The 21969-nt window shown below is 67.4% G+C and carries 24 protein-coding genes; 12 read left to right on the top strand and 12 right to left on the bottom strand.

All coding sequences use genetic code 11. The annotated features are described in order from the left end of the window. Positions 1 to 7 precede the first annotated feature (7 nt). From nadB to ASC93_RS20630, 4 genes are all read left to right on the top strand, one after another. On the top strand, positions 8 to 1681 hold the full coding sequence (nadB, locus tag ASC93_RS20615) for an L-aspartate oxidase (protein WP_267874966.1): 1674 nt from the start codon (positions 8 to 10) through the stop codon (positions 1679 to 1681). An 8-nt stretch (positions 1682 to 1689) separates the two neighbouring features. After that, positions 1690 to 2598, top strand: coding sequence for a DMT family transporter (locus ASC93_RS20620; protein ID WP_056446757.1), 909 nt, complete (start codon positions 1690 to 1692; stop codon positions 2596 to 2598). Between the two features lie 85 nt (positions 2599 to 2683). Beyond that, a complete protein-coding gene (locus ASC93_RS20625) occupies positions 2684 to 3586 on the top strand; it encodes an NAD-dependent protein deacetylase (protein WP_056446760.1) in 903 nt (300 codons plus the stop codon). Beyond that, positions 3583 to 4614 carry an alpha/beta fold hydrolase gene (locus ASC93_RS20630; RefSeq protein WP_056446763.1) on the top strand — a complete coding sequence of 344 codons (1032 nt, stop codon included), beginning with the start codon at positions 3583 to 3585 and terminating at the stop codon, positions 4612 to 4614. Before ASC93_RS20625 ends, ASC93_RS20630 begins: the two co-directional genes overlap by 4 nt. Before the next feature lie 424 nt (positions 4615 to 5038). Here ASC93_RS20630 and nadC read toward each other — a convergent pair whose 3' ends face one another. The 8 genes from nadC to queE form a co-directional block, all read right to left on the bottom strand. Further along, positions 5039 to 5914, bottom strand: a complete 876-nt coding sequence (gene nadC / locus ASC93_RS20635) for a carboxylating nicotinate-nucleotide diphosphorylase (protein WP_056446766.1) — start codon at positions 5912 to 5914, stop codon at positions 5039 to 5041. Beyond that, positions 5911 to 7053 carry a quinolinate synthase NadA gene (gene nadA, locus ASC93_RS20640; protein WP_056446769.1) on the bottom strand — a complete coding sequence of 381 codons (1143 nt, stop codon included), beginning with the start codon at positions 7051 to 7053 and terminating at the stop codon, positions 5911 to 5913. The genes nadC and nadA overlap by 4 nt, the downstream gene beginning before the upstream one ends. A gap of 107 nt (positions 7054 to 7160) precedes the next feature. After that, on the bottom strand, positions 7161 to 8762 hold the full coding sequence (locus ASC93_RS20645) for an ABC-F family ATPase (RefSeq protein WP_082548207.1): 1602 nt from the start codon (positions 8760 to 8762) through the stop codon (positions 7161 to 7163). 65 nt (positions 8763 to 8827) lie between these two features. Further along, positions 8828 to 9745: a muramoyltetrapeptide carboxypeptidase gene (gene ldcA / locus ASC93_RS20650; RefSeq protein ID WP_056446774.1), complete on the bottom strand. Its 918-nt coding sequence runs from the start codon at positions 9743 to 9745 to the stop codon at positions 8828 to 8830. Continuing rightward, on the bottom strand, positions 9742 to 10677 hold the full coding sequence (locus ASC93_RS20655) for an alpha/beta fold hydrolase (RefSeq protein ID WP_056446776.1): 936 nt from the start codon (positions 10675 to 10677) through the stop codon (positions 9742 to 9744). Before ASC93_RS20655 ends, ldcA begins: the two co-directional genes overlap by 4 nt. Positions 10678 to 10840: 163 nt before the next feature. After that, on the bottom strand, positions 10841 to 11365 hold the full coding sequence (tadA, locus tag ASC93_RS20660) for a tRNA adenosine(34) deaminase TadA (RefSeq protein ID WP_056446778.1): 525 nt from the start codon (positions 11363 to 11365) through the stop codon (positions 10841 to 10843). Next, complete coding sequence (queD, locus tag ASC93_RS20665) at positions 11358 to 11804, bottom strand: 6-carboxytetrahydropterin synthase QueD (RefSeq protein ID WP_056446781.1); 447 nt, start codon at positions 11802 to 11804, stop codon at positions 11358 to 11360. The genes tadA and queD overlap by 8 nt, the downstream gene beginning before the upstream one ends. A gap of 7 nt (positions 11805 to 11811) precedes the next feature. Further along, complete coding sequence (gene queE / locus ASC93_RS20670; protein ID WP_056446784.1) at positions 11812 to 12447, bottom strand: 7-carboxy-7-deazaguanine synthase; 636 nt, start codon at positions 12445 to 12447, stop codon at positions 11812 to 11814. A 202-nt stretch (positions 12448 to 12649) separates the two neighbouring features. Between queE and ASC93_RS20675 the strand changes: the two genes are divergently transcribed. Continuing rightward, positions 12650 to 13135 (top strand): hypothetical protein, encoded by a 486-nt coding sequence (locus ASC93_RS20675; protein ID WP_056446787.1) that lies wholly within the window; start codon positions 12650 to 12652, stop codon positions 13133 to 13135. Positions 13136 to 13275: 140 nt separating this feature from the next. Beyond that, on the top strand, positions 13276 to 14250 hold the full coding sequence (locus tag ASC93_RS20680) for a diguanylate cyclase (protein ID WP_056446791.1): 975 nt from the start codon (positions 13276 to 13278) through the stop codon (positions 14248 to 14250). A 15-nt stretch (positions 14251 to 14265) separates the two neighbouring features. Here ASC93_RS20680 and ASC93_RS20685 read toward each other — a convergent pair whose 3' ends face one another. Then, positions 14266 to 16506 (bottom strand): general stress protein, encoded by a 2241-nt coding sequence (locus ASC93_RS20685; RefSeq protein ID WP_157202043.1) that lies wholly within the window; start codon positions 16504 to 16506, stop codon positions 14266 to 14268. Here ASC93_RS20685 and ASC93_RS31010 point away from each other — a divergent pair. Further along, a complete protein-coding gene (locus ASC93_RS31010) occupies positions 16505 to 16663 on the top strand; it encodes a hypothetical protein (protein WP_157202044.1) in 159 nt (52 codons plus the stop codon). The genes ASC93_RS20685 and ASC93_RS31010 overlap by 2 nt on opposite strands. Before the next feature lie 122 nt (positions 16664 to 16785). Here ASC93_RS31010 and ASC93_RS20690 read toward each other — a convergent pair whose 3' ends face one another. Both ASC93_RS20690 and ASC93_RS20695 read right to left on the bottom strand, forming a co-directional pair. Continuing rightward, positions 16786 to 17043, bottom strand: coding sequence for a hypothetical protein (locus tag ASC93_RS20690; RefSeq protein WP_056446798.1), 258 nt, complete (start codon positions 17041 to 17043; stop codon positions 16786 to 16788). A 10-nt stretch (positions 17044 to 17053) separates the two neighbouring features. Next, complete coding sequence (locus ASC93_RS20695) at positions 17054 to 17923, bottom strand: DNA/RNA non-specific endonuclease (protein WP_082548208.1); 870 nt, start codon at positions 17921 to 17923, stop codon at positions 17054 to 17056. A gap of 177 nt (positions 17924 to 18100) precedes the next feature. Here ASC93_RS20695 and ASC93_RS20700 point away from each other — a divergent pair, with 177 nt between their 5' ends. The 4 genes from ASC93_RS20700 (at position 18101) to ASC93_RS20715 (ending at position 19362) form a co-directional block, all read left to right on the top strand. Then, complete coding sequence (locus ASC93_RS20700; RefSeq protein ID WP_056446801.1) at positions 18101 to 18493, top strand: hypothetical protein; 393 nt, start codon at positions 18101 to 18103, stop codon at positions 18491 to 18493. Then, positions 18490 to 18750, top strand: a complete 261-nt coding sequence (locus ASC93_RS20705; RefSeq protein WP_229412815.1) for a DUF5985 family protein — start codon at positions 18490 to 18492, stop codon at positions 18748 to 18750. Before ASC93_RS20700 ends, ASC93_RS20705 begins: the two co-directional genes overlap by 4 nt. A gap of 1 nt (position 18751) precedes the next feature. Beyond that, positions 18752 to 19045, top strand: a complete 294-nt coding sequence (locus ASC93_RS20710; RefSeq protein ID WP_056446806.1) for a DUF5985 family protein — start codon at positions 18752 to 18754, stop codon at positions 19043 to 19045. A gap of 62 nt (positions 19046 to 19107) precedes the next feature. Further along, the gene (locus ASC93_RS20715; protein WP_056446808.1) at positions 19108 to 19362 is read left to right on the top strand and encodes a hypothetical protein; all 255 of its coding nucleotides are present in this window, start codon (positions 19108 to 19110) and stop codon (positions 19360 to 19362) included. On the opposite strand, the gene ASC93_RS20720 is transcribed toward ASC93_RS20715, so the two are convergent. Further along, positions 19359 to 20192 carry a phytanoyl-CoA dioxygenase family protein gene (locus tag ASC93_RS20720; RefSeq protein ID WP_056446818.1) on the bottom strand — a complete coding sequence of 278 codons (834 nt, stop codon included), beginning with the start codon at positions 20190 to 20192 and terminating at the stop codon, positions 19359 to 19361. The genes ASC93_RS20715 and ASC93_RS20720 overlap by 4 nt on opposite strands. 249 nt (positions 20193 to 20441) lie before the next feature. Between ASC93_RS20720 and ASC93_RS20725 the strand changes: the two genes are divergently transcribed. Next, a partial coding sequence (locus tag ASC93_RS20725; protein WP_229412816.1) for a PAS domain-containing sensor histidine kinase occupies positions 20442 to 21969 on the top strand: 1528 nt, incomplete at its 3' end.

A 21969-nucleotide genomic window follows, 5' to 3' on the forward strand; every position in this document is an offset into this window, starting at 1 on the left:
ACGCCAAATCGTCTATAGTGATGCCTCTGTACAAAAGAAAAACCAAGAGAACGCGATGAAATTTGACGTAGCCATCGTCGGCAGCGGCCTGGCCGGCCTGTCGGTCGCCCTTCATTTGGCGCAGACCCGCAAGGTCGCCATCATCTCCAAGCGCGAACTGCTCGACGGCGCCAGCAACTGGGCCCAGGGCGGCATCGCCGCCGTGCTGGATTCCGGCGACAGCCATGACCAGCATATCGCCGACACGCTCGTCGCCGGCGCGGGCCTGTGCGACGAAGCGGCCACCCGCTACATCGTCGAGCACGGTCGCGAAGCGATCGAGTGGCTGATCGAACAAGGCGTGCCCTTTACCCGCGACGAGACCGCGGAACTGGGCTTCCACCTGACCCGCGAAGGCGGCCACAGCCAGCGCCGCATCATCCACGCGGCCGACGCCACCGGCCACGCCGTGCAGGTGACCCTGGAACAGAAGGTGCGCGCGCATCCGAACATCACCCTGTTCGAACACCATTGCGCGATCGACGTGATCACGTCGGACAAGCTGCAGCCGGGCGGCGTCCACGCGGGCCCGGCCCTCGTCGGCCAGCCGCGCTGCCACGGCCTGTACGTGCAGGACGAAAAAAGCGGCAAGGTGCTGACCTGCGAAGCGGAACACACGGTGCTGGCCACGGGCGGCGCCGGCAAGGTCTACCTGTACACGACGAATCCCGACACGGCGACCGGCGACGGCATCGCGATGGCCTGGCGTGCCGGCTGCCGCGTGTCGAACATGGAATTCATCCAGTTCCACCCGACCTGCCTGTACCACCCGTTCGCGAAATCGTTCCTGATCACCGAAGCCGTGCGCGGCGAAGGCGGCCTGCTCAAGCTGCCGCCCGAGGCGGGCCCGGCGGCCGGCACCCGCTTCATGCCGGCGCACGACGAACGGGGCGAGCTGGCCCCGCGCGACGTCGTGGCGCGCGCCATCGACTTCGAGATGAAGAAGCGCGGCCTCGACTACGTGCACCTCGACATCACGCACCAGAGCCCGGAATTCATCAAGGAACACTTCCCGACGATCTACGCGCGCTGCCTCGAACTCGGCATCGACATCACGAAGGAACCGATCCCCGTCGTGCCGGCCGTGCACTTCACGTGCGGCGGCGTCGTGACGGACATGGCGGGCCGCACCGACATCCCGGGCCTGTATGCGGTCGGCGAGACGGCGTACACGGGCCTGCACGGCGCCAACCGCCTGGCCAGCAATTCGCTGCTGGAATGCCTCGTCGTGGGCCGCGCCTGCGCGCACCAGATCGCCGCGGCGCCGCCCGTCGACCTGCCGCCGCTGCCCGCGTGGGACGAGAGCCGCGTGACGAACGCGGACGAGGAAGTGGTCATCGCCCACAACTGGGACGAGCTGCGCCGCTTCATGTGGAACTACGTCGGCATCGTGCGCACGACCAAGCGCCTGGAACGCGCGAAGCACCGCATCAAGCTGCTGAAGGAAGAGATCGACGAGTACTACCGCAATTTCCGCGTCTCGAACGACCTGCTGGAGCTGCGCAACCTCGTCGAAGTGGCGGAGCTGATCGTGCGCAGCGCGCTGTCGCGCCGCGAGAGCCGGGGCCTGCATTATTCCCGCGATTATCCGGACACGCTGCCCAAGGCCCTGCCCAGCGTGCTGACGCCGCGCCGCCGCTGACCGGGTTGATGAACCAGAAGCTGACGCCGTCCACCGCCCTGTTGCTGACCGTCCCGCCGCTGCTGTGGGCCGGCAACGCCATCGTCGGACGGCTCGTGCGTACGGCCGTCCCGCCGATGACGCTGAACCTGCTGCGCTGGACGATCGCGCTGGCGGTGCTGCTGCCGCTGGGCTGGGAAACCTTGCGCCAGGCCGGCGTACTGGCCGGCATCCGGGTCCGCTGGCGCCGGTATGCCTTGCTGGGCCTGCTCGGCATCGGCATGTACAACTCGCTGCAATACCTGGCGCTGCAAAGCTCGACGCCCATCAACGTGACCCTCGTCGCGTCCGGGATGCCTGTCTGGATGATGCTCGTCGGCCGGCTGTTCTACGGCATGGCCGTGCGGACGCGCCAGGTCGCGGGGGCATTGCTGTCGATCGCCGGCGTGCTCGTCGTCCTGTGCCGCGGCGACGTCGGTCAGTTGCTGGCCCTGCGCCTCGTCGCCGGCGACCTGTACATGATCCTCGCGACGATCGCGTGGTCGTTCTACAGCTGGATGCTGCTGCAACCGCAGGACGAGCCGCTGCTCCGCGCCGACTGGGCGGCGTTCCTCGGCACGCAGGTCGGCTTCGGCCTGCTGTGGTCGGGCGCCTTTGCCGGCGCCGAATGGGGACTGGGCGCGCACGCCATCGCGTGGAGCTGGCCCGTCGCGGCCGCGCTGCTGTTCGTCGCCGTGGGTCCGGCCGTGCTGGCGTTCGCGCTGTGGGGCGCCGGCATCCGCCGCGCCGGACCCGGCATCGGCGCGTTCTTCGTCAACCTGACGCCGCTGTTCACGGCGCTGCTGTCGTCAGCTTTCCTGGGCGAGCTGCCGCATGCGTATCACGTGCTCGCATTCCTGCTGATCGTCGGCGGCATCGTCGTGTCCGCCAAGCGTTGATACGTGGCCGCGGCGATGGCGGCGGGAATCGTGTTTTCGTCGGGGCATCGGTAATGTTACGATCCCATGCGGAAGGAGCACATCGATGGCCGAAGCATTCACCATCCACGACTACGCGGCGCGGATCGCCGCATTTCTCGACCGGCATCCGCGCGCCCTCGTGCTGACGGGCGCGGGGCTGTCGACCGCATCCGGCATTCCCGATTACCGCGACCGCGACGGCGCCCGGCGCGGCAAGCCGCCCATCCACGGTCCGGATTTCCGCAAATCCGACGCCGTGCAGCGGCGCTACTGGGCGCGCAGCATGATCGGCTGGCCCGTGCTCGCGCAGGCCCGGCCCAATCACGGCCACCGGGCGATCGCCGGGCTGGAGCAGCTGGCACGGATCGGTTCCGTGCTGACGCAGAACGTCGACGGCCTGCACGGCCAGGCCGGCAGTCACGGCGTGCTGGAATTGCACGGCAATATCCACACGGTCATGTGCCTTGACTGTTCGGCGGTGTTCCCGCGCGCGTTCGTGCAGGGACAGCTGGAAGAATTCAATCCGCAGATGGCCGGCGCGGACGCGACGCCGCTGCCGGACGGCGATGCGTCCGTCGAGCCGGCGGCGCTGGCCGATTTTCGCCTGCCTTACTGTACGTGCTGCGGGGGCACCTTGATGCCGAATGTCGTGTTCTTTGGCGATAACGTCCCGCCGGCACGCGCGGCCATCGCGCTCGCACAGATGGAGCGCGCCGATGCGCTGCTCGTCGTGGGATCGTCGCTGATGGTCTACTCGGGCTTCCGCTTCTGCCGCATGGCCCACGCCGCGGGCAAACCGATCGCCGCCATCAACCTCGGCCGCACGCGCGCCGATGACCTGCTCGACATCAAGATCGAGGAAACGGCCGAGCGCGTGCTGCCGCTTGCGCTGGAACTGCTCACCAAGGGTTCGGAACACACTGGAAGAGACACACCATCCATACCACTCGACGGGGGAATACTGTGACGACAACTTTGCGCAGCACGCCGATCAAGCCCTGGCAGGCCGGCGCCATGCTGGCCGGCCTTGGCCTTGCGGCATCCTATTTTTATGTACGTTCCAAAACGAAGCAGGCCGAAGCGGAGAATCCGCCCCAGGGCCGTTTCGTGAAAGCCGACGGCGTGCGCCTGCACTATGTGGAGCGCGGCAGCGGCCCCGTACTCGTGCTGCTGCATGGGAATGGCGTACTGGCCAGCGATTTCCAGACCAGTGGCCTGATGGACAAGGCGGCCGAGCACTACCGCGTGATCGCGTTCGACCGTCCGGGCTTCGGCTACAGCGAACGGCCGCGCGGCAAGGTGTGGACGCCGCAGGCCCAGGCGCGCCTGCTGCATCACGCGCTCCAGGAAATCGGCGTCGATTCGGCCATCGTCCTCGGGCACTCGTGGGGGACGCTGGTCGCGCTGTCGATGGCGCTGGAGGTGCCGGACTTCGTGCGCGGCCTCGTCCTGCTGTCGGGCTATTACTACCCGAGCCTGCGCGCGGACGTGCCGCTGCTGTCCGGTCCCGCGATCCCGCTCGTTGGCGACCTCATGCGCTACACCGTGTCGCCGCTCATCACGCGCATGCTGTGGCGGCCGCTGACGAAACGGGTGTTCTCGCCGCAAGCGGTCGACGCGCGTTTCCGCGAATTGCCGGTGTGGATGCTGCTGCGGCCGAGCCAGCTGCGCGCCAGCGCCGCCGAGACCGTGATGATGGTGCCGGCGGCGGTCGCGCTGGCCAAGCGCTATCCGGAACTGAAGGTGCCGGCGGTGATCATGGCCGGCACGCAGGACAAGATCGTCGATTTCAGCCACAACTCCGAGCGCCTGGACGAGCGCCTGCCGGACAGCGAGCTGCAACTGCAGCCGGGTGTCGGCCACATGACGCATTACGCGCATCCGGACAAGGTGCTGGCGGCCGTCGACGGGATCGCGGCGCGGGTGGGGGAATCCGTCTATCGGCGCAATCCGCAGGCGGAGGCGCTGGCGAGGGCCAGCGAGAGCGGGACGTAAGGAGCAAGACGCACAATGACCGTCGTTCGCGCGCAGGCGGGAGCGTGATTTCGGTGACGCATCATGAAATACTCGCGCTCCCGCGCAGGCGCGAGCTTAATTTCTGTGGTGCATCACGGAAAATTGGGTTCCCGCCTGCGCGGGAATGACGGTGTTTTAATGCGGCGTGAGTTGGCCAGCGCGAGTGGAACGCAAGGAACGTGACGCAACCGTGCGGTCGCTCCCGCGTAGGCACGAGCGTGATTTTGGCGACGGATCATGAACTACCCGTCGCTTGCGCGCAGCCACGAGCGTGATTTTGGCGACGGATCAAGAACCAACCGTCGCTCCCGCGCAGGCGGGAGCCTAATTTCTGTGGCGCATCACGGGAAATTGGGCTCCCACCTGCGCGGGAACGACGGAATTTTCGTGCAGCGTGAGACGCTCAGCCGACGATCCGCAGCGAGTAATCGGTTGCCTTCACATCCTTCGTGAGGCTGCCGATCGAAATGCGGTCGACGCCCGTCTCCGCGATCGCCCGCACCGTCTCCAGGTTGATGCCGCCGGACGCTTCCAGCAGCGCGCGCCCTGCGTTGATGCGGACCGCGTCACGCATCATGCCCAGGTCGAAATTGTCGAGCAGCACGGATTTGGCGCCCGCGACGAGCGCCTCCTCCAGCTCGGCGATAGACTCGACCTCGACCTGGATCGACACGCCCGCATCCAGCGCGGCGGCCGCCCGCAGCGCCGGCGTGATGCCGCCCGCGGCCGCGATGTGGTTTTCCTTGATCAGGATGCCGTCGTACAGCGCCATGCGCTGGTTCGCGCCGCCGCCGACACGCACCGCGTATTTCTGCGCGAGACGCAGGCCCGGCAGCGTCTTGCGCGTGTCGAGGATCCTGGCTTTCGTGCCGGCGACGACGTCCACATAGGTACGCGTGGCCGTCGCGACGCCGGACAGCAGCTGCAGGAAGTTCAGCGCCGCGCGCTCCGCCGTCAGCAGCGAACGCGGCGAACCCGTCATCGTGCAGACGATGCTGTCGGCCGCCATCACATCGCCTTCGGCGTAGCGCCAGTCGATCTCGATGTCCTGGTCGACGGCCAGCATGATGCCCTCGAACCAGGGCGCGCCGCACAGGACAGCCTGCTCGCGCACGAGCACGCGCGCCTGCGCGCGAGGTTCTTCCGGCACGAGCTTGCCGGTGAGGTCGCCGCTGCCGACGTCTTCCAGCAGCGCGGCCAGCAGGTTCTGTTCGAACGCGGCCTGCAGTTTCTCGTCGAACCGGCCTTCGTCGGCGTATGGATTGCGCAGTGTGCTCATGCAGGTCCGATCCCGTTGAAAAGTTTGGCTTCCTGTTCCAGCGCACCGGTCGGCAGGGCCTTCGCCTTCTTGGCGGCGGCGAAGTCGAGCATGCGGTCGATCGCGCGCCTGGCCTGCCTGCCGGTTTCCGGATCGACGAAGATCTCGTTCCTGCCGTCCGTCGCTTCCAGGACGTCGGCCAGGTTCTGCAGGCCGTTCATTGCCATCCACGGGCAGTGCGCACAGCTCTTGCAGGTGGCGCTGTTGCCGGCCGTCGGCGCTTCGATCAGCGTCTTGCCGGGCGCGGCCATGCGCATCTTGTGCAGGATGCCGTTGTCGGTGGCGACGATGAAGTGCGTCGCGTCCATCGTCTGTGCCGCATTGATCAGCTGCGTGGTCGAGCCGACGACGTCGGCCTGGGCGACGACGTTGGCCGGGGACTCGGGGTGCACGAGCACTTTCGCGTGCGGGTACTCGGCGCGCAGCAGGTCCAGCTCGACGCCCTTGAATTCGTCGTGCACGAGACAGGAGCCCTGCCACAGCAGCATGTCGGCGCCCGTCTGCTTCTGGATGTACGAACCCAGGTGGCGGTCCGGCGCCCACAGGATCTTCTTGCCCTGCTCGTGCAGGGACTTGACGATGTCCAGGCCGATCGACGACGTGACCATCCAGTCCGCGCGCGCCTTCACGGCCGCGGACGTGTTCGCGTAGACGACGACCGTGCGGTCCGGATGCTGGTCGCAGAACGCGGCGAACTCGTCGGCCGGACAGCCGAGGTCCAGCGAGCAGGTCGCGTCCAGGTCCGGCATCAGGATCGTCTTTTCCGGGCTCAGGATCTTCGCCGTTTCGCCCATGAAGCGCACGCCGGCCACGACGAGCGTCCTGGCCGGGTGGTCGCGGCCGAAGCGCGCCATCTCCAGCGAGTCCGACACGCAGCCGCCCGTTTCCTCGGCCAGGTCCTGCAGGTCGGCATCGACGTAATAGTGTGCGACGAGGACGGCTTCACGCTCCTTGAGCAGGCGGCGGATGCGGTCCTTCAGCGCGGTCTTTTCCGCGACTTCGAGCGGCGACGGGGTGCGGGCCCAGGCCTCGGCGGTGGAACAGACGCCGCCGACCGGGCGGTCGTATTCGAAGACTTTAACGGGGGCAATAGTATTCATGACTAGATTCTACTCTCCGAAACAAACGTGGGCACGGGGCGCCCACCCTACGGCACGCGACACGTAGGGCGGGCACCCCGTGCCCACCGATCAAGCGCGCTGGCGTATCAATCCAGGCCCTGGCTCTTGAGGTAATCCTCGTAATTGCCCTGGAAGTCGATCACGCCATCTTCCTTGATCTCGAGGATGCGGGTCGCCAGCGACGACACGAATTCGCGGTCGTGCGAAACGAAGATCAGCGTGCCGGCATACTTGTCCAGCGCGATGTTCAGCGACTCGATCGATTCCATGTCCATGTGGTTGGTCGGCTCGTCGAGCAGCAGCACGTTGTGGCGGCCCAGCATCAGCTTGCCGTACATCATGCGGCCCTTCTCGCCGCCGGACAGCACGCGCACCGACTTCTTGACCTCGTCGCCGCCGAACAGCAGGCGCCCCAGGATCGAACGTACGGCCTGGTCGTCGTCGCCTTCCTTCGTCCACTGGCCCATCCAGTCGGTGAGGTTCAGGTCGGTGGCGAATTCCTCGGTCGGATCCTGCGGCATATAGCCCGGGTTCGCGTTCTCGGCCCATTTCACGCGGCCGGTGTCGGCGTCGAGACCGGTGATCGGGGCGCTGCCGATCGAGCGCAGCAAGGTCGTCTTGCCGGCACCGTTGGCGCCGATGATCGCGATGCGTTCGCCTGCCTCGACCATGATCGAGAAATTCTTGAACAGCTGACGGTCGTAGGATTTCGACAGGCCTTCCGTCTCGACGGCCAGGCGGTGCAGCTTCTTCTCGCCTTCGAAGCGCACGAACGGATAGGCGCGCGACGACGGCTTGAATTCCTCGATCTTGATCTTCTCGATCTGCTTGGCGCGCGACGTCGCCTGGCGGGCCTTCGACTTGTTGGCGGAGAAGCGGCGCACGAAGTCCTGCAACTCGGCGACCTTTTCCTTGGCCTTGGCGTTGTTGGCCAGCTGCTGGTTGCGGGCCTGCGTCGACGCTTCCATGTAGTCGTCGTAATTGCCCGGGTAGACCTTCAGCGTGCCGTAGTCCATGTCGGCGACGTGGGTGCAGACCGAATTCAGGAAGTGGCGATCGTGCGAGATGATGATCATCGTCGAGTTACGCTGGTTCAGCATGTCCGCCAGCCAGCTGATCGTGTGGATGTCCAGGTTGTTGGTCGGCTCGTCCAGCAGCAGGATGTCCGGATCCGAGAACAGGGCCTGCGCCAGCAGCACGCGCAGCTTCCAGCCCGGCGCGACGGCGCTCATCGGGCCCTGGTGCAGGTCGGTGCCGATGCCCAGGCCCAGCAGCAGCTCGCCGGCGCGCGCTTCGGCCGAATAGCCGTCGTACTCGGCGACCTTGCCTTCCAGTTCGGCCGCTTTCATGTAGTCGTCGTCGGTCGCTTCCGGATTGGCGTAGATGGCGTCGCGCTCGCGGATGGCGTTCCACAATTCCGTGTGGCCCATCATGACGACGTCGAGCACGCGCACGTCCTCGTATGCGAACTGGTCCTGGCGGAGCTTGCCGAGGCGCTCGTTCGTATCGAGGCTGACGTTGCCGCCGGACGGCTCGAGGTCGCCGCCGAGGATCTTCATGAAGGTCGACTTGCCGCAACCGTTCGCGCCGATGAGGCCGTAACGGTTGCCGTCGCCGAACTTGACGGAAATATTTTCGAACAGCGGCTTGGCGCCGAACTGCATCGTGATGTTGGCTGTACTGAGCACTGGGAAACCTTATTGCGTGTGTTTTCGATTAACCGCGCATTTTACCACTGCGGGGGTGGCCTGCGTCAGGCACGCTGCAGTGTCGGGTAGGCGGACATGGTCAGCTTCCACTGTCCGCCGTCGCACAGCAGGCGGCCCTGGGCGCCGAACGGAATCGTCACGCGGCGCGGGATGTGGCCGAACTCCAGCCCCGTCAGCACGGGCACGGGCAACGTGGCGCGCACATGGGCGAGCATCTCGTCGAAGTTGTAACCGTTGTCCGCGGGCGCCAGCCGGTAGCCGGAGAAATCGCCCAGCACGACGGCGCGCTGGCGCGCGAGGACGCCCGTGTGCATCAGTTGCAGCAGCATGCGTTCGACGCGGTAGGGATGCTCGGCGATGTCTTCCAGGAACAGGATGCCGCCGTCGATCCGCGGAAAGTACGGCGTGCCCGCCACCGACATGACCATCGCGAGATTGCCGCCCCACACCGTGCCGGTGACGTCCAGGCGCGGATTCGCGGCACCGTGCCCGGACACGGTGTGCGTGGGGCCGGCCAGGCAGTGCCAGAAATCGTCCAGCGTGAAGGCGACGGGGTCCTGGGCGCCGAAGTCGCCGGCGAACATCGGTCCGGCATAACTGGGCGCGCCCGTCCTGGCGTACAACCCCATCTGGAAGGCGGTCATGTCGGAGTAGCCGACGAAGATCTTGCCGCTCGCGGCCATGCGTTCGAAGTCGATGTCCGCCAGCAGCCGGGTCATGCCGTACTGGCCGCGGATGGCCATCACGACCTGCACGTCCGGGTCGGCGGCGGCCGCCTCCAGCTGGGCGAGGCGCTCGGCGTCTGTCGCGCCGAAGCGCTGGTGCCGCTCTTCGTGCTTGTAGTAATTGTGGACCAGGATGCCGTGGGCTTCGAGGCGCGCGATGCCGCGCGGGATGGCGTCCGGCTCGGGGGCGCAGCCGCCCGGCGCGACGAGGGCGATGCCCAGCTTGGAAATAGTCACTGTTTGACGAAGAGCCTTGGAGTCGAGTCGGGCGCCATCTTACCGTGCGCGTGGGCGTCGATCAAGGCGAGGAGCCGTTCCAGCAGCTGGGCCGGCAGGTCGTGGCCCATGCCTTCGATGACCTCGAGGCGGGCGCCGGGGATGGCCTGCGCGGTGTCGACGCCGCAGGCCGGCGGCACGAGCGGATCGGCCGCGCCGTGGATCACGAGCGTGGGCGCGGCGATCGTCTGCAGTTGCGGGGTGCGGTCGCCGCAGGCCGTGACGGCCAGCATCTGGCGCACGACGCCACCGGGACAGCAGTTGCGGCGCAGCGCGCGCGCGACGCGGCGGCGCAGGTGTTTTTCCGGCGTCGGATACGCGGGGCTGCCGATGGCCTGCAGCAGCTGGACGTTGTAGTCGACGGCGCTGTCGATGTCGCCGGCGCCGTTCCAGCCGCGCGGCCGGCGCAGCAGTGCGCGGCGGGCGGCCTGCGTCGGGCCCGGCAGGCCGCGGCGGCCGCTGCTGGACATGATCGACGTGAGGCTGAGGACGCGCGCCGGGAACCGCGCCGCCATCAGCTGCCCGACCATGCCGCCCATCGATATCCCGACGATATGGGCACGCGCCACGCCGAGCGCGGACAGCACGCCGATGGCATCGTCGGCCATGTCTTCCAGGCGGTACGGCGGGCTCGAGGGCAGGCGCAGCACGGACTTCAGCCAGGCCAGCGTGAGGCTGGGCGTGCCGGCATGCTCGAACTTGGTGGACAGGCCGCTGTCGCGATTATCGAAACGGATCACGTAAAAGCCCAGCTCGACGAGGCCTTCGACGAATTCGTCGGGCCAGGCCGTCAGTTGCAGGCCGAGGCCGGAAATCAGCAGCAGTGGCACGGCTTTCGGATCGCCCGCAGTGTCGAAGGCGATGCGGATCCCGTTGGCGTTCAGACTAGGCATGGCGGCGTCGCCGGCACCGGGTCGACCGGATCAGGTAGGGGTGCCGAAAGTTGAGCGGTTGATCCAAGATGTACTCCCTGCCGTGGTGCAGCAGCGGCATGGAACCAGCATACCATTTTCGGCAAAGCGGTGGCGTCAGCGATGCGCGCCGGCGCGCGCCCGGTCAGTCCGTGGACGCGGGCGCGGCGGCAGCAGCTAGAGGCGTGCGCCGGGCGGCGCGGCGTTCGGCGAAGAAGGCCTTGAGCATGGCGCTGGCTTCATCGGCCAGCACGCCGCCGACGACGTCCGTGTGGTGGTTCAACTGCTCCAGCGCGAACAGGTCGAGGATGGAGCCGCACACGCCCGTCTTCGGGTCCGGGGCGGCATACACGACGCGCGCCAGGCGCGCATGCATCATGGCGCCCGAGCACATCGCGCACGGCTCCAGCGTGACGTACAGTTCGCAGCCCGGCAGGCGGTAATTGCCGAGCTTTTCCGCGGCCGCGCGCAGGGCGACGATTTCCGCGTGCGCCGTCGGGTCGTGGCGGCCGATCGGCTGGTTGAAGCCGGCGGCGACGACCTCGCCATCGCGCACGACGACGGCGCCCACGGGCACCTCGCCCGCCGCCCAGGCCTTGCGCGCTTCCTGCAGCGCCAGGCCCATCCAGGCGGCGTCGTCCGGGTCGGCGATGGCGATCGGGTCAGGCATCCGTGATTTCGGCCCAGCAGTTCGGCGTTTCGTGCAGCACGAGCTTTTGCAGGCGCAGCCCGGTGCCGTAGCGGTCCTTGTAGACGGCCTTGAGGATGTTCCACGCCACCTGCGCGAGGTTCTCGACGGTCGGGATGCGGTCGATCACGACGGTCTTGTGGCCCGGCAGGCTGGCGAGGAAGCCGCGCACGGACTCGTCCTTCTCATAGACGAGGAAGGCATGGTCCCAGACGTCGACGAGGTGCTCCTTCGCGAGCGCCTTGATGTCCGAGAAATCCATGATCATGCCGTTGTCGGAGTTGCCTTCGACGTCGATGACGGCGCCGGTCAGCGTGATTTCCAGCGTGTAGCGGTGGCCGTGCAGGTTGCGGCACTGGCTCTTGTGGTCGGGGATGCGGTGGCCGGCGTCGAATTCCAGCTTGCGGGTAATGGTCAGCATGTGTGCTTCAGGGAATGTTCAGGAGTTTATGGGTCTGGAGGCTGAGCTTCCACCTGGGATTGCGGCGGCACGTGTCGATGGCCAGTTGGGTGTTGAACCGGGCCAGCGGACCGTCCATCGGCTGGACGAAGAAATTCTCGAAATCCAGGTGCTCATAGGCGGACAGGTCCTGCCCCGCCTGCGGGATGACGACCTTGATTTCGTTGCCGCGCTCGACCACCAGCGTCGAGCCCACCTTGGGGCTCACGCAGATCCAGTCCACGCCGGCCGGCACGGGCAAGGTGCCGTTCGTCTCGATGGCGATCGTGAAGCCGACCGCGTGCATGGCATCGATCAGCGCGGCGTCCAGCTGCAACAGCGGCTCGCCGCCCGTGAACACGACGTATTTGCTGGCCGGATAGGTGTCTGGCCACAGGCTGGCGATGTCCGTGGCCAGGCTGGCGGCGTCCTTGAACTTGCCGCCGCGTTCGCCGTCCGTGCCGACGAAATCGGTATCGCAGAACTGGCAGACGGCCGTGGCGCGGTCGCTCTCGCGTCCCGTCCACAGGTTGCAGCCGGAAAAGCGGCAGAACACGGCCGGCCGGCCGGCATGGGCGCCCTCGCCCTGCAGGGTATAGAAGATCTCTTTGATGCTGTAAGTCACGGTAAAAATCCGGGGAAGTTCGCGTCAACCTTCCATTATACCGCGTTGGCACGGGGGCGCAGAAGCGGCCCGCTTTTGGCTGCGACGTGCCGTAAAGACGTCAAAATTGACGACGAGCAAAAACGCGTCGTTCGGAAAGTCGTACCTTTGAATACGGAAAGTTCCTAATCGCGTCGTCCTAGTCCTCGTCGAAGGGATCGTCATGAAAACCGTGCTGCTCCAGTCGCTGCGCGTCACCCTCGGGGCCCTGCTGGTGCTGACCCTGTGGATCGGGTTCGCCGGCCATGCCCGCGTGCTCGCCATGCCCGAGCGCATGCAGGCGGGCGTTCTGGTACTCGTGATGATGGGCGTGCTGTTCGCCGCGCTGTTCCGGCGTGTGCGCAGCGAAGACCGGATCGCGCGCCTGGAGGCTGCGCTGTGCCGCGAACAGAAGGCGCGCAGCCAGGCCGACCAGGCGCTGGCGGAGTCCGACATGCTGCTGGGCCGTCTGACGGGCGGCGCCGAAGCCCGCCGCGGCAGCCTCGATCCGCTCGCGCAGCTGGTGGCGATCCAGTCCGAGCTGCTGCAGGTGCGCCGCCAGTACGCGCTCGAAGATCCGCTGCTGGCCTCGCGCATCGACTTGTTGTGTACCCGCGTCGACCGGGTCGCCCACGCGATCGTCTCGGCCCACGCTTTCGACCCGGGGTGAAGCACCGCTGATCTCTCTTGCTAAAGATCAAGGGGGCGCCATTGTCCGGGGCGCACAATCGGTTCTCGTCAGCAAGTAATTGCTCAACAGACAGAACCGAAGGACGCCTCATGACAAGCACAACAACAATACAGCGCCTCATGGATTCCTCGGGCGCGACCGGCGCGCCGGTCGCTGCTGATCGCGCTTTCTCGCACCAGCTGATGGAGACGCTGGCCATTCCCATCTTCGTCCTCGACACGACGTCCCGCGTGATGTTGTGGAATCGCGCGTGCGAACGCCTGACGGGCGTGCCCGCGCACGAGATCATCGGCACGCGCGAGCACTGGCGCAGCTTTTTCGAAGACCGCCGCCCTACCCTCGCCGACCTGCTGATCGAAGAGCGCGCCGCGGAAGCGGGCCGGATCCAGTCGCGTCACGGCCTGGCCGACGATACGCACCTGTCGGCCGAGAGCTGGTGCGACATGCCGCGCCTTGGCCGGCGGCGCTATCTCGCGGCCGACGCCTGTCCCATCTACGACGACCGGGGCCGGCTGGCGGCCGTCGTCGAGACGCTGCGCGACATGACGGACGAAAAGCTGGCCCAGATCGCCCTCGAACAACTGGCCACGCGCGACGGCCTGACCGGCCTGGCCAACCGCCGCTGCTTCGACGAGACCCTGCACGCCGAATGGGCGCGCGCGCTGCGCCAGCGCCAGCCGCTCTCGCTGCTGATGGTGGACGTCGACAATTTCAAGGCCTATAACGATGCGAACGGCCACCTGGGCGGCGACGAATGCCTCAAGCGCATCGCCACGGCCGTCGCGAGCGAAATGCGCGCGAACGACCTCGTGGCGCGCTACGGCGGCGAGGAATTCGCCGTCATCCTGCCGAACCAGTCCCTGAAAGGCGCGGCCAGCGTGGCCGAGCGCATCCGTACCCGCGTCGAACAACTGCAGGTCCCGAACCGCCTGGCGGACGGACAGCACGTCACCGTCTCCATCGGCGCGGCCACCGCCATCGCCGCCCCCGACAACAGCGCCAGCGAACTGGTCGCCATCGCCGACGCCGCGCTGTACCGCGCCAAACACATGGGCAGGAACCGGATCAGCCTGCCGCTGACCGAGCCGGCCTGAGCCGACTCCTCGCGGTCACAACGTGGCGCGGTCCCACCCGTGCCGCACGGCCGCCTTCATCTTGTCCCAGGTCGACGCGCTGTCCTTGCCATAGCGCGCATCCCAATCCGAACGCAGGTCGTTTTCGACGTCGGACCAGTCGCGGTTGCGGTATCGGACGTCATTGCGCATCTGGGCGCCGTAGCGGTAGGCCGGGGCGGTGTCGTCGTAGCTCGTGCCGGTCGATGAATACGTGTCCGACCAGTGGGTGCGGTAGTGGGTATCGTCGTCCGTGCCGGCCGTCTCGCCCGTCATCTTGTCCCAGCCGTGGCGCACGGCCGCCTTGATGCGCTCCCAGGCCGACGGCTCGTCGTGCGCGCCGTACTTGCTGTGCCAGTCGTTCTTGAGGTCGCCCTCGACGTCGTCCCACGCGCGATCGCGGTAAGCGTCGCTGCTGCGCATTTCGTTACCGTAGCGGTAGGCCGGCGCCACGTCGTCGTAGTCGGTGCCGGAGGCGGCGTAGGTCGACTCGTAGTGCGTGTGGTAGTAGGTCGACTCGTCCATGTCCGGCGTAATCTTGTTCCAGCCATGGCGCACGGCGTCCTTGAATTTGTCCCACGTCGACGTCCCGCTCGTGTAGCGCGATTCCCAGTCGGCCTTGAGGTCGGCCTGGGCATCGTCCCAGTGGCGGCTGCGGTACTTCTGCAGGCGGCGCGCTTCGTCGCCGTAGCGGTAGGCCGGCAGGTAGTCGTCGTACTTGTCGGACGCGTTCGAGTACTTCGCGTTCCAGTGGCTGCGGTAATAGCTGTCGTCGTCGATGTCCGGCGTGATCTTGTCCCAGCCGCGGCGCACGGCGGCCTTGAACTTGTCCCACGTCGACGCGCCCGGATGGCGCTTGTCCCAGTCGCTCCTGAGGTCGGATTCGACCTCGTCCCACGAGCGGTCGCGGTACCTGGTGCTCGTGCGCATCTCGGTGCCGTAGCGGTAAGCGGGTGCGTATTCGTCGAAGCCGGCGCCCAGGCTCGAGTAATTGTCGTGCCAGTCGGAGTGATACCAGTCGTCCTCGTCCATGTCCGGCTTGAAGCGGTCCCAGCCGTGGCGCACGGCGGCCTTGAACTTGTCCCAGGTCGAGGCGCCCGGATTGCGCGCTTCCCAATCGCTGCGCAGGGTCTGCTCGACGTCGGACCAGTCGCGGTCGCGGTATTTCTCGTCGCGGCGCATCTCGTTGCCGAAGCGGTAGGCCGGCGCGTAGTCGTCGTAGCTGCCGCCCCCGCTCGCGTAATTCCGGTTCCAGTCGTTGCGGAACGTGTCGTCGTACGTGCTGTCCGCGCCCGTGTCGCGGGAGTACACGCGCACGTTGCCGCGCGCGCCCACGTCGCGCTGCTGCGAGCCGCTCAGGGTCGAATCGCGCTGGAGCGAGCCGGAACGGTTGCCCATCATCGCGGTGCCGCCCAGCGACGTGTCGTCCGAGCCGGGGATCGACGCCGTACCCTGCAGCGTCGAGCCGCTCTGGTTCAGCGAGCCGCCCTGCGCCGACTGGAGCGACGAACCCGTCGCCGGATTCTGCGCCGAGCTCTGCGTGCCGCTCAGGGTATTGCCGCCGGTGGCGCTGTCCATCGAGCCGCCCGACTGCTCGTTGGCGCCCTGCGGCTCTTCGTAGGTCTGGCCCTTGGGAACCGGGTCGTTGATGTTCTGCATGCCGAAGAAATTGCGGTCGTCGTGCCCGGTGAACTGCAGCGAACCCGGCTCCGTGCCCGCTGGCGTGCCCTGGTACGAACCGGACGACGATGCCGTCGACCCGCTGGCGGAACCCATGCCGCCGGACTGCGCCGACATGCTGCCCGACTGCTGCAGGCCGGCCGACGCGGGGGGCGACGCGGCGGCCGCGCCGCGCGTCCACTCGTCATGGTGTTCGTCGATGTCGACGGGACCGAAGCGCTCGATGATGTCCGCCGCGCGCTCCACTTCCGGCTCCGAGTCCGTCGTCAGGGTGAGCACGTGGTGGCCGCGCGTGACGGCGTACGAATACTTCATCGCGTGCTCGTTCGTGTCGGAGCCGAACAGGGTCGTGAAGAAATGCTTGAGCGAGGCGCCGAAGCCTTCCTCGTGTTCGCCGGCCAGCCGTTCATCCTCGCCGGTGACGCTGTTCGACTGGCCCGTGGGATCGGCACTCGAGATGCTCACATCGGTGCGCGCAAAGCCCGAGGCCAGCAATTCGTCCAGGGCGTTCCGGGCATCGCTTCGATTGTCGAAGACTGCTACTAGGGTATGTCGCATGATGTTTCCTCCGCTGTCATCGTGTGGGGTTGCCGACCCTGCCGAAGCGCGCCACGCCGACCTGCTCGCCGCCGAGCATGACGTATTCCGCGTGGAGATCCTCGTGCAGGTACTGGTCGAGAGTACTCCAAAGCGGCCGCGTTGCGCGCACCATTGACCCCTTACAACTCATGCGTATCCCGCCACGAAAAACGGGCCGCGCGGCCCGTGTTATCGATGACTTCGGTGAGTCCGCGCACCGACCGGCCCGCGGCTTGCCGGCCGGCGCGTGCGGTGCGGTCAGCCGAACGGATTCGCCACCGTCTTGACGTCCGGCGGCGGCAGGCGGTCCGGCAGGTCCCGCCCTTCCAGCCCGGCCACGATCCGGCCCAGCAGGTCGTGCAGCTGGCGCGCCCTGGCCAGGCCGTCCTTGTCGGCCGTGAGGTCGACGTCGCCCGAGATCGTGATCCGGTCGAGCCGGTTCTCCAGCATCAGGTTGCCGATCTCCACGACGTCGGCCTCGTTCGCGTACGGTGCGAAATTCGGTTTGCTGCTCATGGCTCTCCTCTCAATGGCGGTTGCGGTTGCGGGGCGGCTTGTCGTGGATTTCGGGCAGGTCCAGCACGCGCTCCTTCTCGGCGTCGGTCAGCGCGGGCAGCAGGTTGATGCCGATGATGCGTTCCAGTTCAGGGATCGGGATCACGTTCGCCTTCGCGTCCGGCGCGTTCTCGACGAACCAGGCGGCGCCGGCGCGCTGGCGCGGGCTGTACACGAGTTTATACAAATGGGTCGGCACGAGCACGTTGCCGATCTTGCGCAGGTCCGAGCCGAGGAAGGCCGGCCCGGTGACGACGTACAGGTCGCCCTCCTGCTTTGCCATCCTGCGCACGGCGCCTTCGATGCCGGCCCACAGGTTGCGGTTGTTCTCGCCGTTCTGCGGCACGATGTTGGCGAGGCTGAAGCTGTCGCGCTGGCTGTCGCGGTCCGGCATGTCGCCGTTCGGCGCCATATGGCCGCGGTCGTAGCCGCTGCGCGCGTAGTCCGACAGTTCGGCGCGCTGGTCCGACTGCAGGCGCGGCTCCGAATGGAAGGAATTTTCGCGCGACAATTCCTGCGCCGCCGCGATGTTTTGCGCCTGCAGGTGTTCCGCCGACCACAGCGGCGTGCGCGTGATCCCGGAGTGCAGCACGCTGAAGACGTTGAAGCACAGGGCTTCGGTGGCTTTGCCCAGCTTCGGATTCGTGATCCGCGGCGCCTCCCCGTCGACGAAATGGTCGTTGCAGGATTGCGGCCGCGGCGCGCCGCCGCCCCGCGCCACGGCCGCCCCCGCGTCGGCATGGGCACGGGCGTCCGGCCGATGCGGGGATTCGCGGTGGCAGGCGCCGAGCGACAGCAGGGATGCCAGCACGAGAGCCGGCGTGAACAACTTCTTAAGCATGATGATTCGACAAAATCAAAGAGTGTGTCATTTTATCCGACGCGCGCTTGCCCTTCCTCAGGAGTCTCCATATTGCATGCGCGCGCACGCTTCGACACAATTCCCTGCATTTCCGTCCGGAATGCTATAAGATTACGCTTTCAAAAAGCTAAGTATATTTGTCCAAACACGATGGCGATGGATAACCCCTCCATACCTGAGGACCTCCGGCGCTTTGTGCTGACCAGCATCCCTTCGGTTCCGTTCCTGGAGGCACTGCTGCTGATGCGCGCGGATCCGAACCAGGCATGGCGCCGCGACACGCTGGCGCGTCGGCTGTACGTCCGCGAAAAGACTGCGGAAGACTTGCTGGCCGAGCTGTGCACGGCCCGCATCGCCGTTCCCTGCCCCGAGCCCGGGGCGGAAGGCTACCGCTATGACCCGGCGGACGCCGGGCTGCGCGAGCGCATCGACCGCGTGGCCGACCTGTACGCGACCCATCTGGTCGAAGTGACCCACCTGATCCACTCCTCCCTCGACCGCAAGGCCCAGCAGTTTGCGGACGCCTTCAAATGGCGAAAGGACTCATGATGGCGATTACCATCTATGTGCTGTGCACCCTGACGTCGCTTGCCTGCGCCTGGCTGCTGCTGGGCAGCTATCGGCGCACCGGCCACCGTCTCCTGTTCTGGAGCGGCACCTCGTTTGTGGCGATGACTGTGAACAATGTTTTCCTGGTGCTCGACAAGGTCGTGTTTCCCGACGTGTACCTCCTCCCCGTGCGCCAGGTATCCGCACTCGTGTCCGTACTTCTTTTGCTGTACGGCCTGATTTACGAGAAGGAATGACATGCGCAATGAATTGAACGACCTGTTTGCCGGCGGCATCGCCATGGCCTCCTTCGTCATCGCGCTGTGCTTCCTGCGCTTCTGGCGCAGTTCGCGCGACCGGTTCTTCCTGTATTTCGCGCTGTCGTTCGGCATCGAGGGCGTGCATCGGGTCGTGTCCGCGCTGTCGTACGACGACAACGAGGACTCCCCGCTGCACTATCTTGTCCGGCTGCTGGCCTATGGCCTGATCCTGTGGGCGATCCTGGAAAAGAACCTGCCCGCCCGCGGCGGGCGGCGCGACGGCGGAAATTAGCGTGCGCCCGGCCGCCGTCCCCTGCGCCATAATCGGCCGCGACACCATTCGAGGAGGACGGCATGACGACACAGGACAAGCAGGACAAGCAGGACAAGCAGGACAAGCAGGACAAACGCAAGGACGGCACGAACCGCAACCTCCAGCGCGCCGATCCCGGGCCGGCGCAGCGGTCGCACGACCGCTCGGAAAACCTGCTGCCGGACGACGATGCCCAGGACGGCCGCTACGACGTGGCCGAGGAAGTGAACCTCGACCAGCAATCGGACCAGCTGCGCCGGGTGGGCAAGCCGCCCAGGGACGTCGGGCCCGGCTAACCCGTCAACCCCATGCGCAGGCCTTCGATCGTGTGGGCCTGCTCGATGCTTTCCAGCGCCGGCACGATGCGGCAGCGCAGGTGCTCGCGCACGGCGGCCGGGAGCGCGTCCCAGTAGGCCTGCGTCACCTGCAGGTCGTGCTTCTCGGCGTTGCGGCCGTCCGGCGCATCGACCCCGAGCACGAGCACGGGCCGCGACTGGCGGCTGCGGTTCGCCGTGCCGCGGTGGATCGTCAGCGCGGATCGGGCCGAGATGTCGCCCACTTGCGGCAGCTTGCGCTGGGCGCGCGCCTCGTAGCGCGGGTACAGCGCCGGATCGGGGAACATCGGGTCGCCGCCCGCGAGATCGTCCCACTGCGTGCCCGGCGCGATTTCGAACGGGCCGACCTCCTCCGTCACGTCGACCGTCGTGAGGTTGAACGCGAGCGAATTCAGGCGGCGCCCGACGAGCGTCTCGGGCGGCGCCGGGAAGTCGCGGTGCCAGGGCTGGTGCATCGCGCCCGGGAACGGGATGTCGAACCCCACTTCCACGATCTTGTAGTCCGGCCCGAGCACGGCCCGGCACACGGCGACGACCCACGGATGCGTCGCCAGGTCGACGAACCCGCGCAGCCGTTCCGGATGCACCTCGACGTAGAAGCGGCAGGGGCCGCGCTCGAGGGCGCCGCGGGGACGGGCGCGCGCCTCGGCGAACAGGGTCTCGATGTCGTCCTTGAGTTGCGCCACCCATTCGGCGCTGAAGGCGCCCTTGCAGGCGATGATGCCGTCGCCGTACAGGCCGCCCATGATGGCGCCCACGTCGTAGCCGGCGCTCCCGTTCGATGCTTGCATGGTGTCCTCCTTGCTGTGCCGCGGCCCCATCCTACCGGCGATCCACGCCGCATGGCGCCCGGCTGCCGACGGTTGACAGCCGGGCGCGCAACTTCTACAGTCGCAACACGATGATCCCCACACCCTGCGCATGCATTCCGCGGTAAATACCGCACCCGCTTATCGGGCCGCTTTTCGGGCCGCTTATCGGGCCCTTTGCCGGCCCGTCCGCTGGCCGGCGCCGGCCCACGCCGCGCGCGGGAGCGACGCATGAGCGGGCCGATCCAGGGGCGGGTCCTGTTCCTGTGCGGGCGCGCCGTCTCCGATCCCGCCGTCGGCGCCGTGGCCGCCGAGATGGGCTACGATCTCGTGCGCGCCCGCACGCTGGACGAAGCGCTCATGCATGCGCGCCACGGGGACGAGCTGCCCGGCTTCGCGCTCGTGCTGGCCGGCTATTCCGGCGACACCGAGGCATTGTTCGACAGCCTGCGCCGCCTGCGCGCCGCCCTGCCGCAGGCGCCCGTGATCGCGCACGGCATCCCCGCCGCGCCGCCGTTCACGCTGGAGTCGCTGTACGACGCCGGCGCGCTCGCCGTGCTGCACGATCCGGTGTCGATCCCCATCCTCAAGGCCAAGGCGCGCTTCTTCCTGGAAGCGTATGCGACGGCGGCCGAGCGGCGCCGCGCGGAAGCGGCGCTGCGCGACACCCGCGCGCGCCTCGAGGCCATCATCGCCGCCGCCGAAGTCGCCGTGTGGTCGCTGGACATCGCCAGCGGCCGGGTCCGCGCCGACGCGCGCATGAACGAGATGTTCGGCCTGCGTCACGAAGACGGGGACGGCGTGGACGTGGCTGCGTATTTCGCCGTGATCCATCCGGACGACGTGCCGCCCACGCAAACCCTGCTCGGACGCGCCATGGAGACGGGCGCGCCGTACGACGCCACGTTCCGCGTCCGGACGCCGGCCGGGGGCTGGCGCTGGGTCCTCGCGCGCGGCCAGCTGGACCGCAGCGCCGGCCCGCGCGGCATGATGCGCGGCGTCGTGATCGACGCCAGCGTCCGCAAGCAGGCCGAGGAACGCCTGCAGGCCAGCGAGGAACGCTACCGCACGCTGTTCGAGGCGATCGACGAGGGCGTGTGCGTGATCGAGATGCTGTACGACCCGGCCGGCAAGCCCTGCGACTACCGCTTCCTGGAAGTCAATCCGGCGTTCGTCAAGGCCACCGGCCTCGAAGGCGCCGTCGGGCGCACGATCCGGTCGATGCTGCCGGACCACGAGCCGCGCTGGTTCGAGGTCTACGGCAAGGTCGCGGCCACGGGGGAGCCGATGCATTTCGTCGACGAGGCCGCGCAGCTCGGCCGCTGGTACGACGTGTACGCGGCGCGCGTGGGCCCCGCCGGCAGCAGCAAGGTCGTCGTGCTGTTCACCGACATCACGCAGCGCCGCCGCACCGAGGTCGAACTGCGCCGCCTCGCCGACGACCTGGCGGAGCAGGACCGCCGCAAGACGGAATTCCTCGCCACCCTGGCGCACGAGCTGCGCAATCCGCTGGCGCCGATCCGCAGCGGCCTGCAGCTGATGCGGCGCGCACGCTCCGATCCGGCCGCCGTCACGCGCGTGCAGGACATCATGGACCGCCAGCTCGATCACCTCGTGCACCTCGTCGACGACCTCCTCGACGTGGCCCGTATCACGCGCGGCCAGGTGGAGCTCAAGCCGGCCCTGATCGCCCTGGCCGACGTGCTGAACGCGGCGGTCGAGACGAGCCTGCCGCTGATCGAGGCGGCCCGCCACCAGC

It is taken from the genome of Massilia sp. Root335 (assembly GCF_001425685.1).
GTDB lineage: Bacteria > Pseudomonadota > Gammaproteobacteria > Burkholderiales > Burkholderiaceae_D > Telluria > Telluria luteola.

Excerpts from the sequence above, each read along its gene's own strand:
- ASC93_RS20700 (WP_056446801.1), top strand. The coding sequence starts at position 18,101 with ATGGATAACCCCTCCATACCTGAGGACCTCCGGCGCTTTGTGCTGACC.
- ASC93_RS31010 (WP_157202044.1), top strand. The coding sequence starts at position 16,505 with ATGATGTTTCCTCCGCTGTCATCGTGTGGGGTTGCCGACCCTGCCGAA.
- tadA (WP_056446778.1), bottom strand. The coding sequence starts at position 11,365 with ATGCCTGACCCGATCGCCATCGCCGACCCGGACGACGCCGCCTGGATG.
- ASC93_RS20655 (WP_056446776.1), bottom strand. The coding sequence starts at position 10,677 with ATGCCTAGTCTGAACGCCAACGGGATCCGCATCGCCTTCGACACTGCG.
- nadC (WP_056446766.1), bottom strand. The coding sequence starts at position 5,914 with ATGAGCACACTGCGCAATCCATACGCCGACGAAGGCCGGTTCGACGAG.
- ASC93_RS20715 (WP_056446808.1), top strand. The coding sequence starts at position 19,108 with ATGACGACACAGGACAAGCAGGACAAGCAGGACAAGCAGGACAAGCAG.
- ASC93_RS20720 (WP_056446818.1), bottom strand. The coding sequence starts at position 20,192 with ATGCAAGCATCGAACGGGAGCGCCGGCTACGACGTGGGCGCCATCATG.
- ASC93_RS20705 (WP_229412815.1), top strand. The coding sequence starts at position 18,490 with ATGATGGCGATTACCATCTATGTGCTGTGCACCCTGACGTCGCTTGCC.
- nadA (WP_056446769.1), bottom strand. The coding sequence starts at position 7,053 with ATGAATACTATTGCCCCCGTTAAAGTCTTCGAATACGACCGCCCGGTC.
- ASC93_RS20690 (WP_056446798.1), bottom strand. The coding sequence starts at position 17,043 with ATGAGCAGCAAACCGAATTTCGCACCGTACGCGAACGAGGCCGACGTC.
- ASC93_RS20680 (WP_056446791.1), top strand. The coding sequence starts at position 13,276 with ATGGATTCCTCGGGCGCGACCGGCGCGCCGGTCGCTGCTGATCGCGCT.
- ASC93_RS20685 (WP_157202043.1), bottom strand. The coding sequence starts at position 16,506 with ATGCGACATACCCTAGTAGCAGTCTTCGACAATCGAAGCGATGCCCGG.
- ASC93_RS20695 (WP_082548208.1), bottom strand. The coding sequence starts at position 17,923 with ATGCTTAAGAAGTTGTTCACGCCGGCTCTCGTGCTGGCATCCCTGCTG.
- ASC93_RS20710 (WP_056446806.1), top strand. The coding sequence starts at position 18,752 with ATGCGCAATGAATTGAACGACCTGTTTGCCGGCGGCATCGCCATGGCC.
- ASC93_RS20620 (WP_056446757.1), top strand. The coding sequence starts at position 1,690 with ATGAACCAGAAGCTGACGCCGTCCACCGCCCTGTTGCTGACCGTCCCG.
- ASC93_RS20675 (WP_056446787.1), top strand. The coding sequence starts at position 12,650 with ATGAAAACCGTGCTGCTCCAGTCGCTGCGCGTCACCCTCGGGGCCCTG.
- queD (WP_056446781.1), bottom strand. The coding sequence starts at position 11,804 with ATGCTGACCATTACCCGCAAGCTGGAATTCGACGCCGGCCACCGCATC.
- ASC93_RS20625 (WP_056446760.1), top strand. The coding sequence starts at position 2,684 with ATGGCCGAAGCATTCACCATCCACGACTACGCGGCGCGGATCGCCGCA.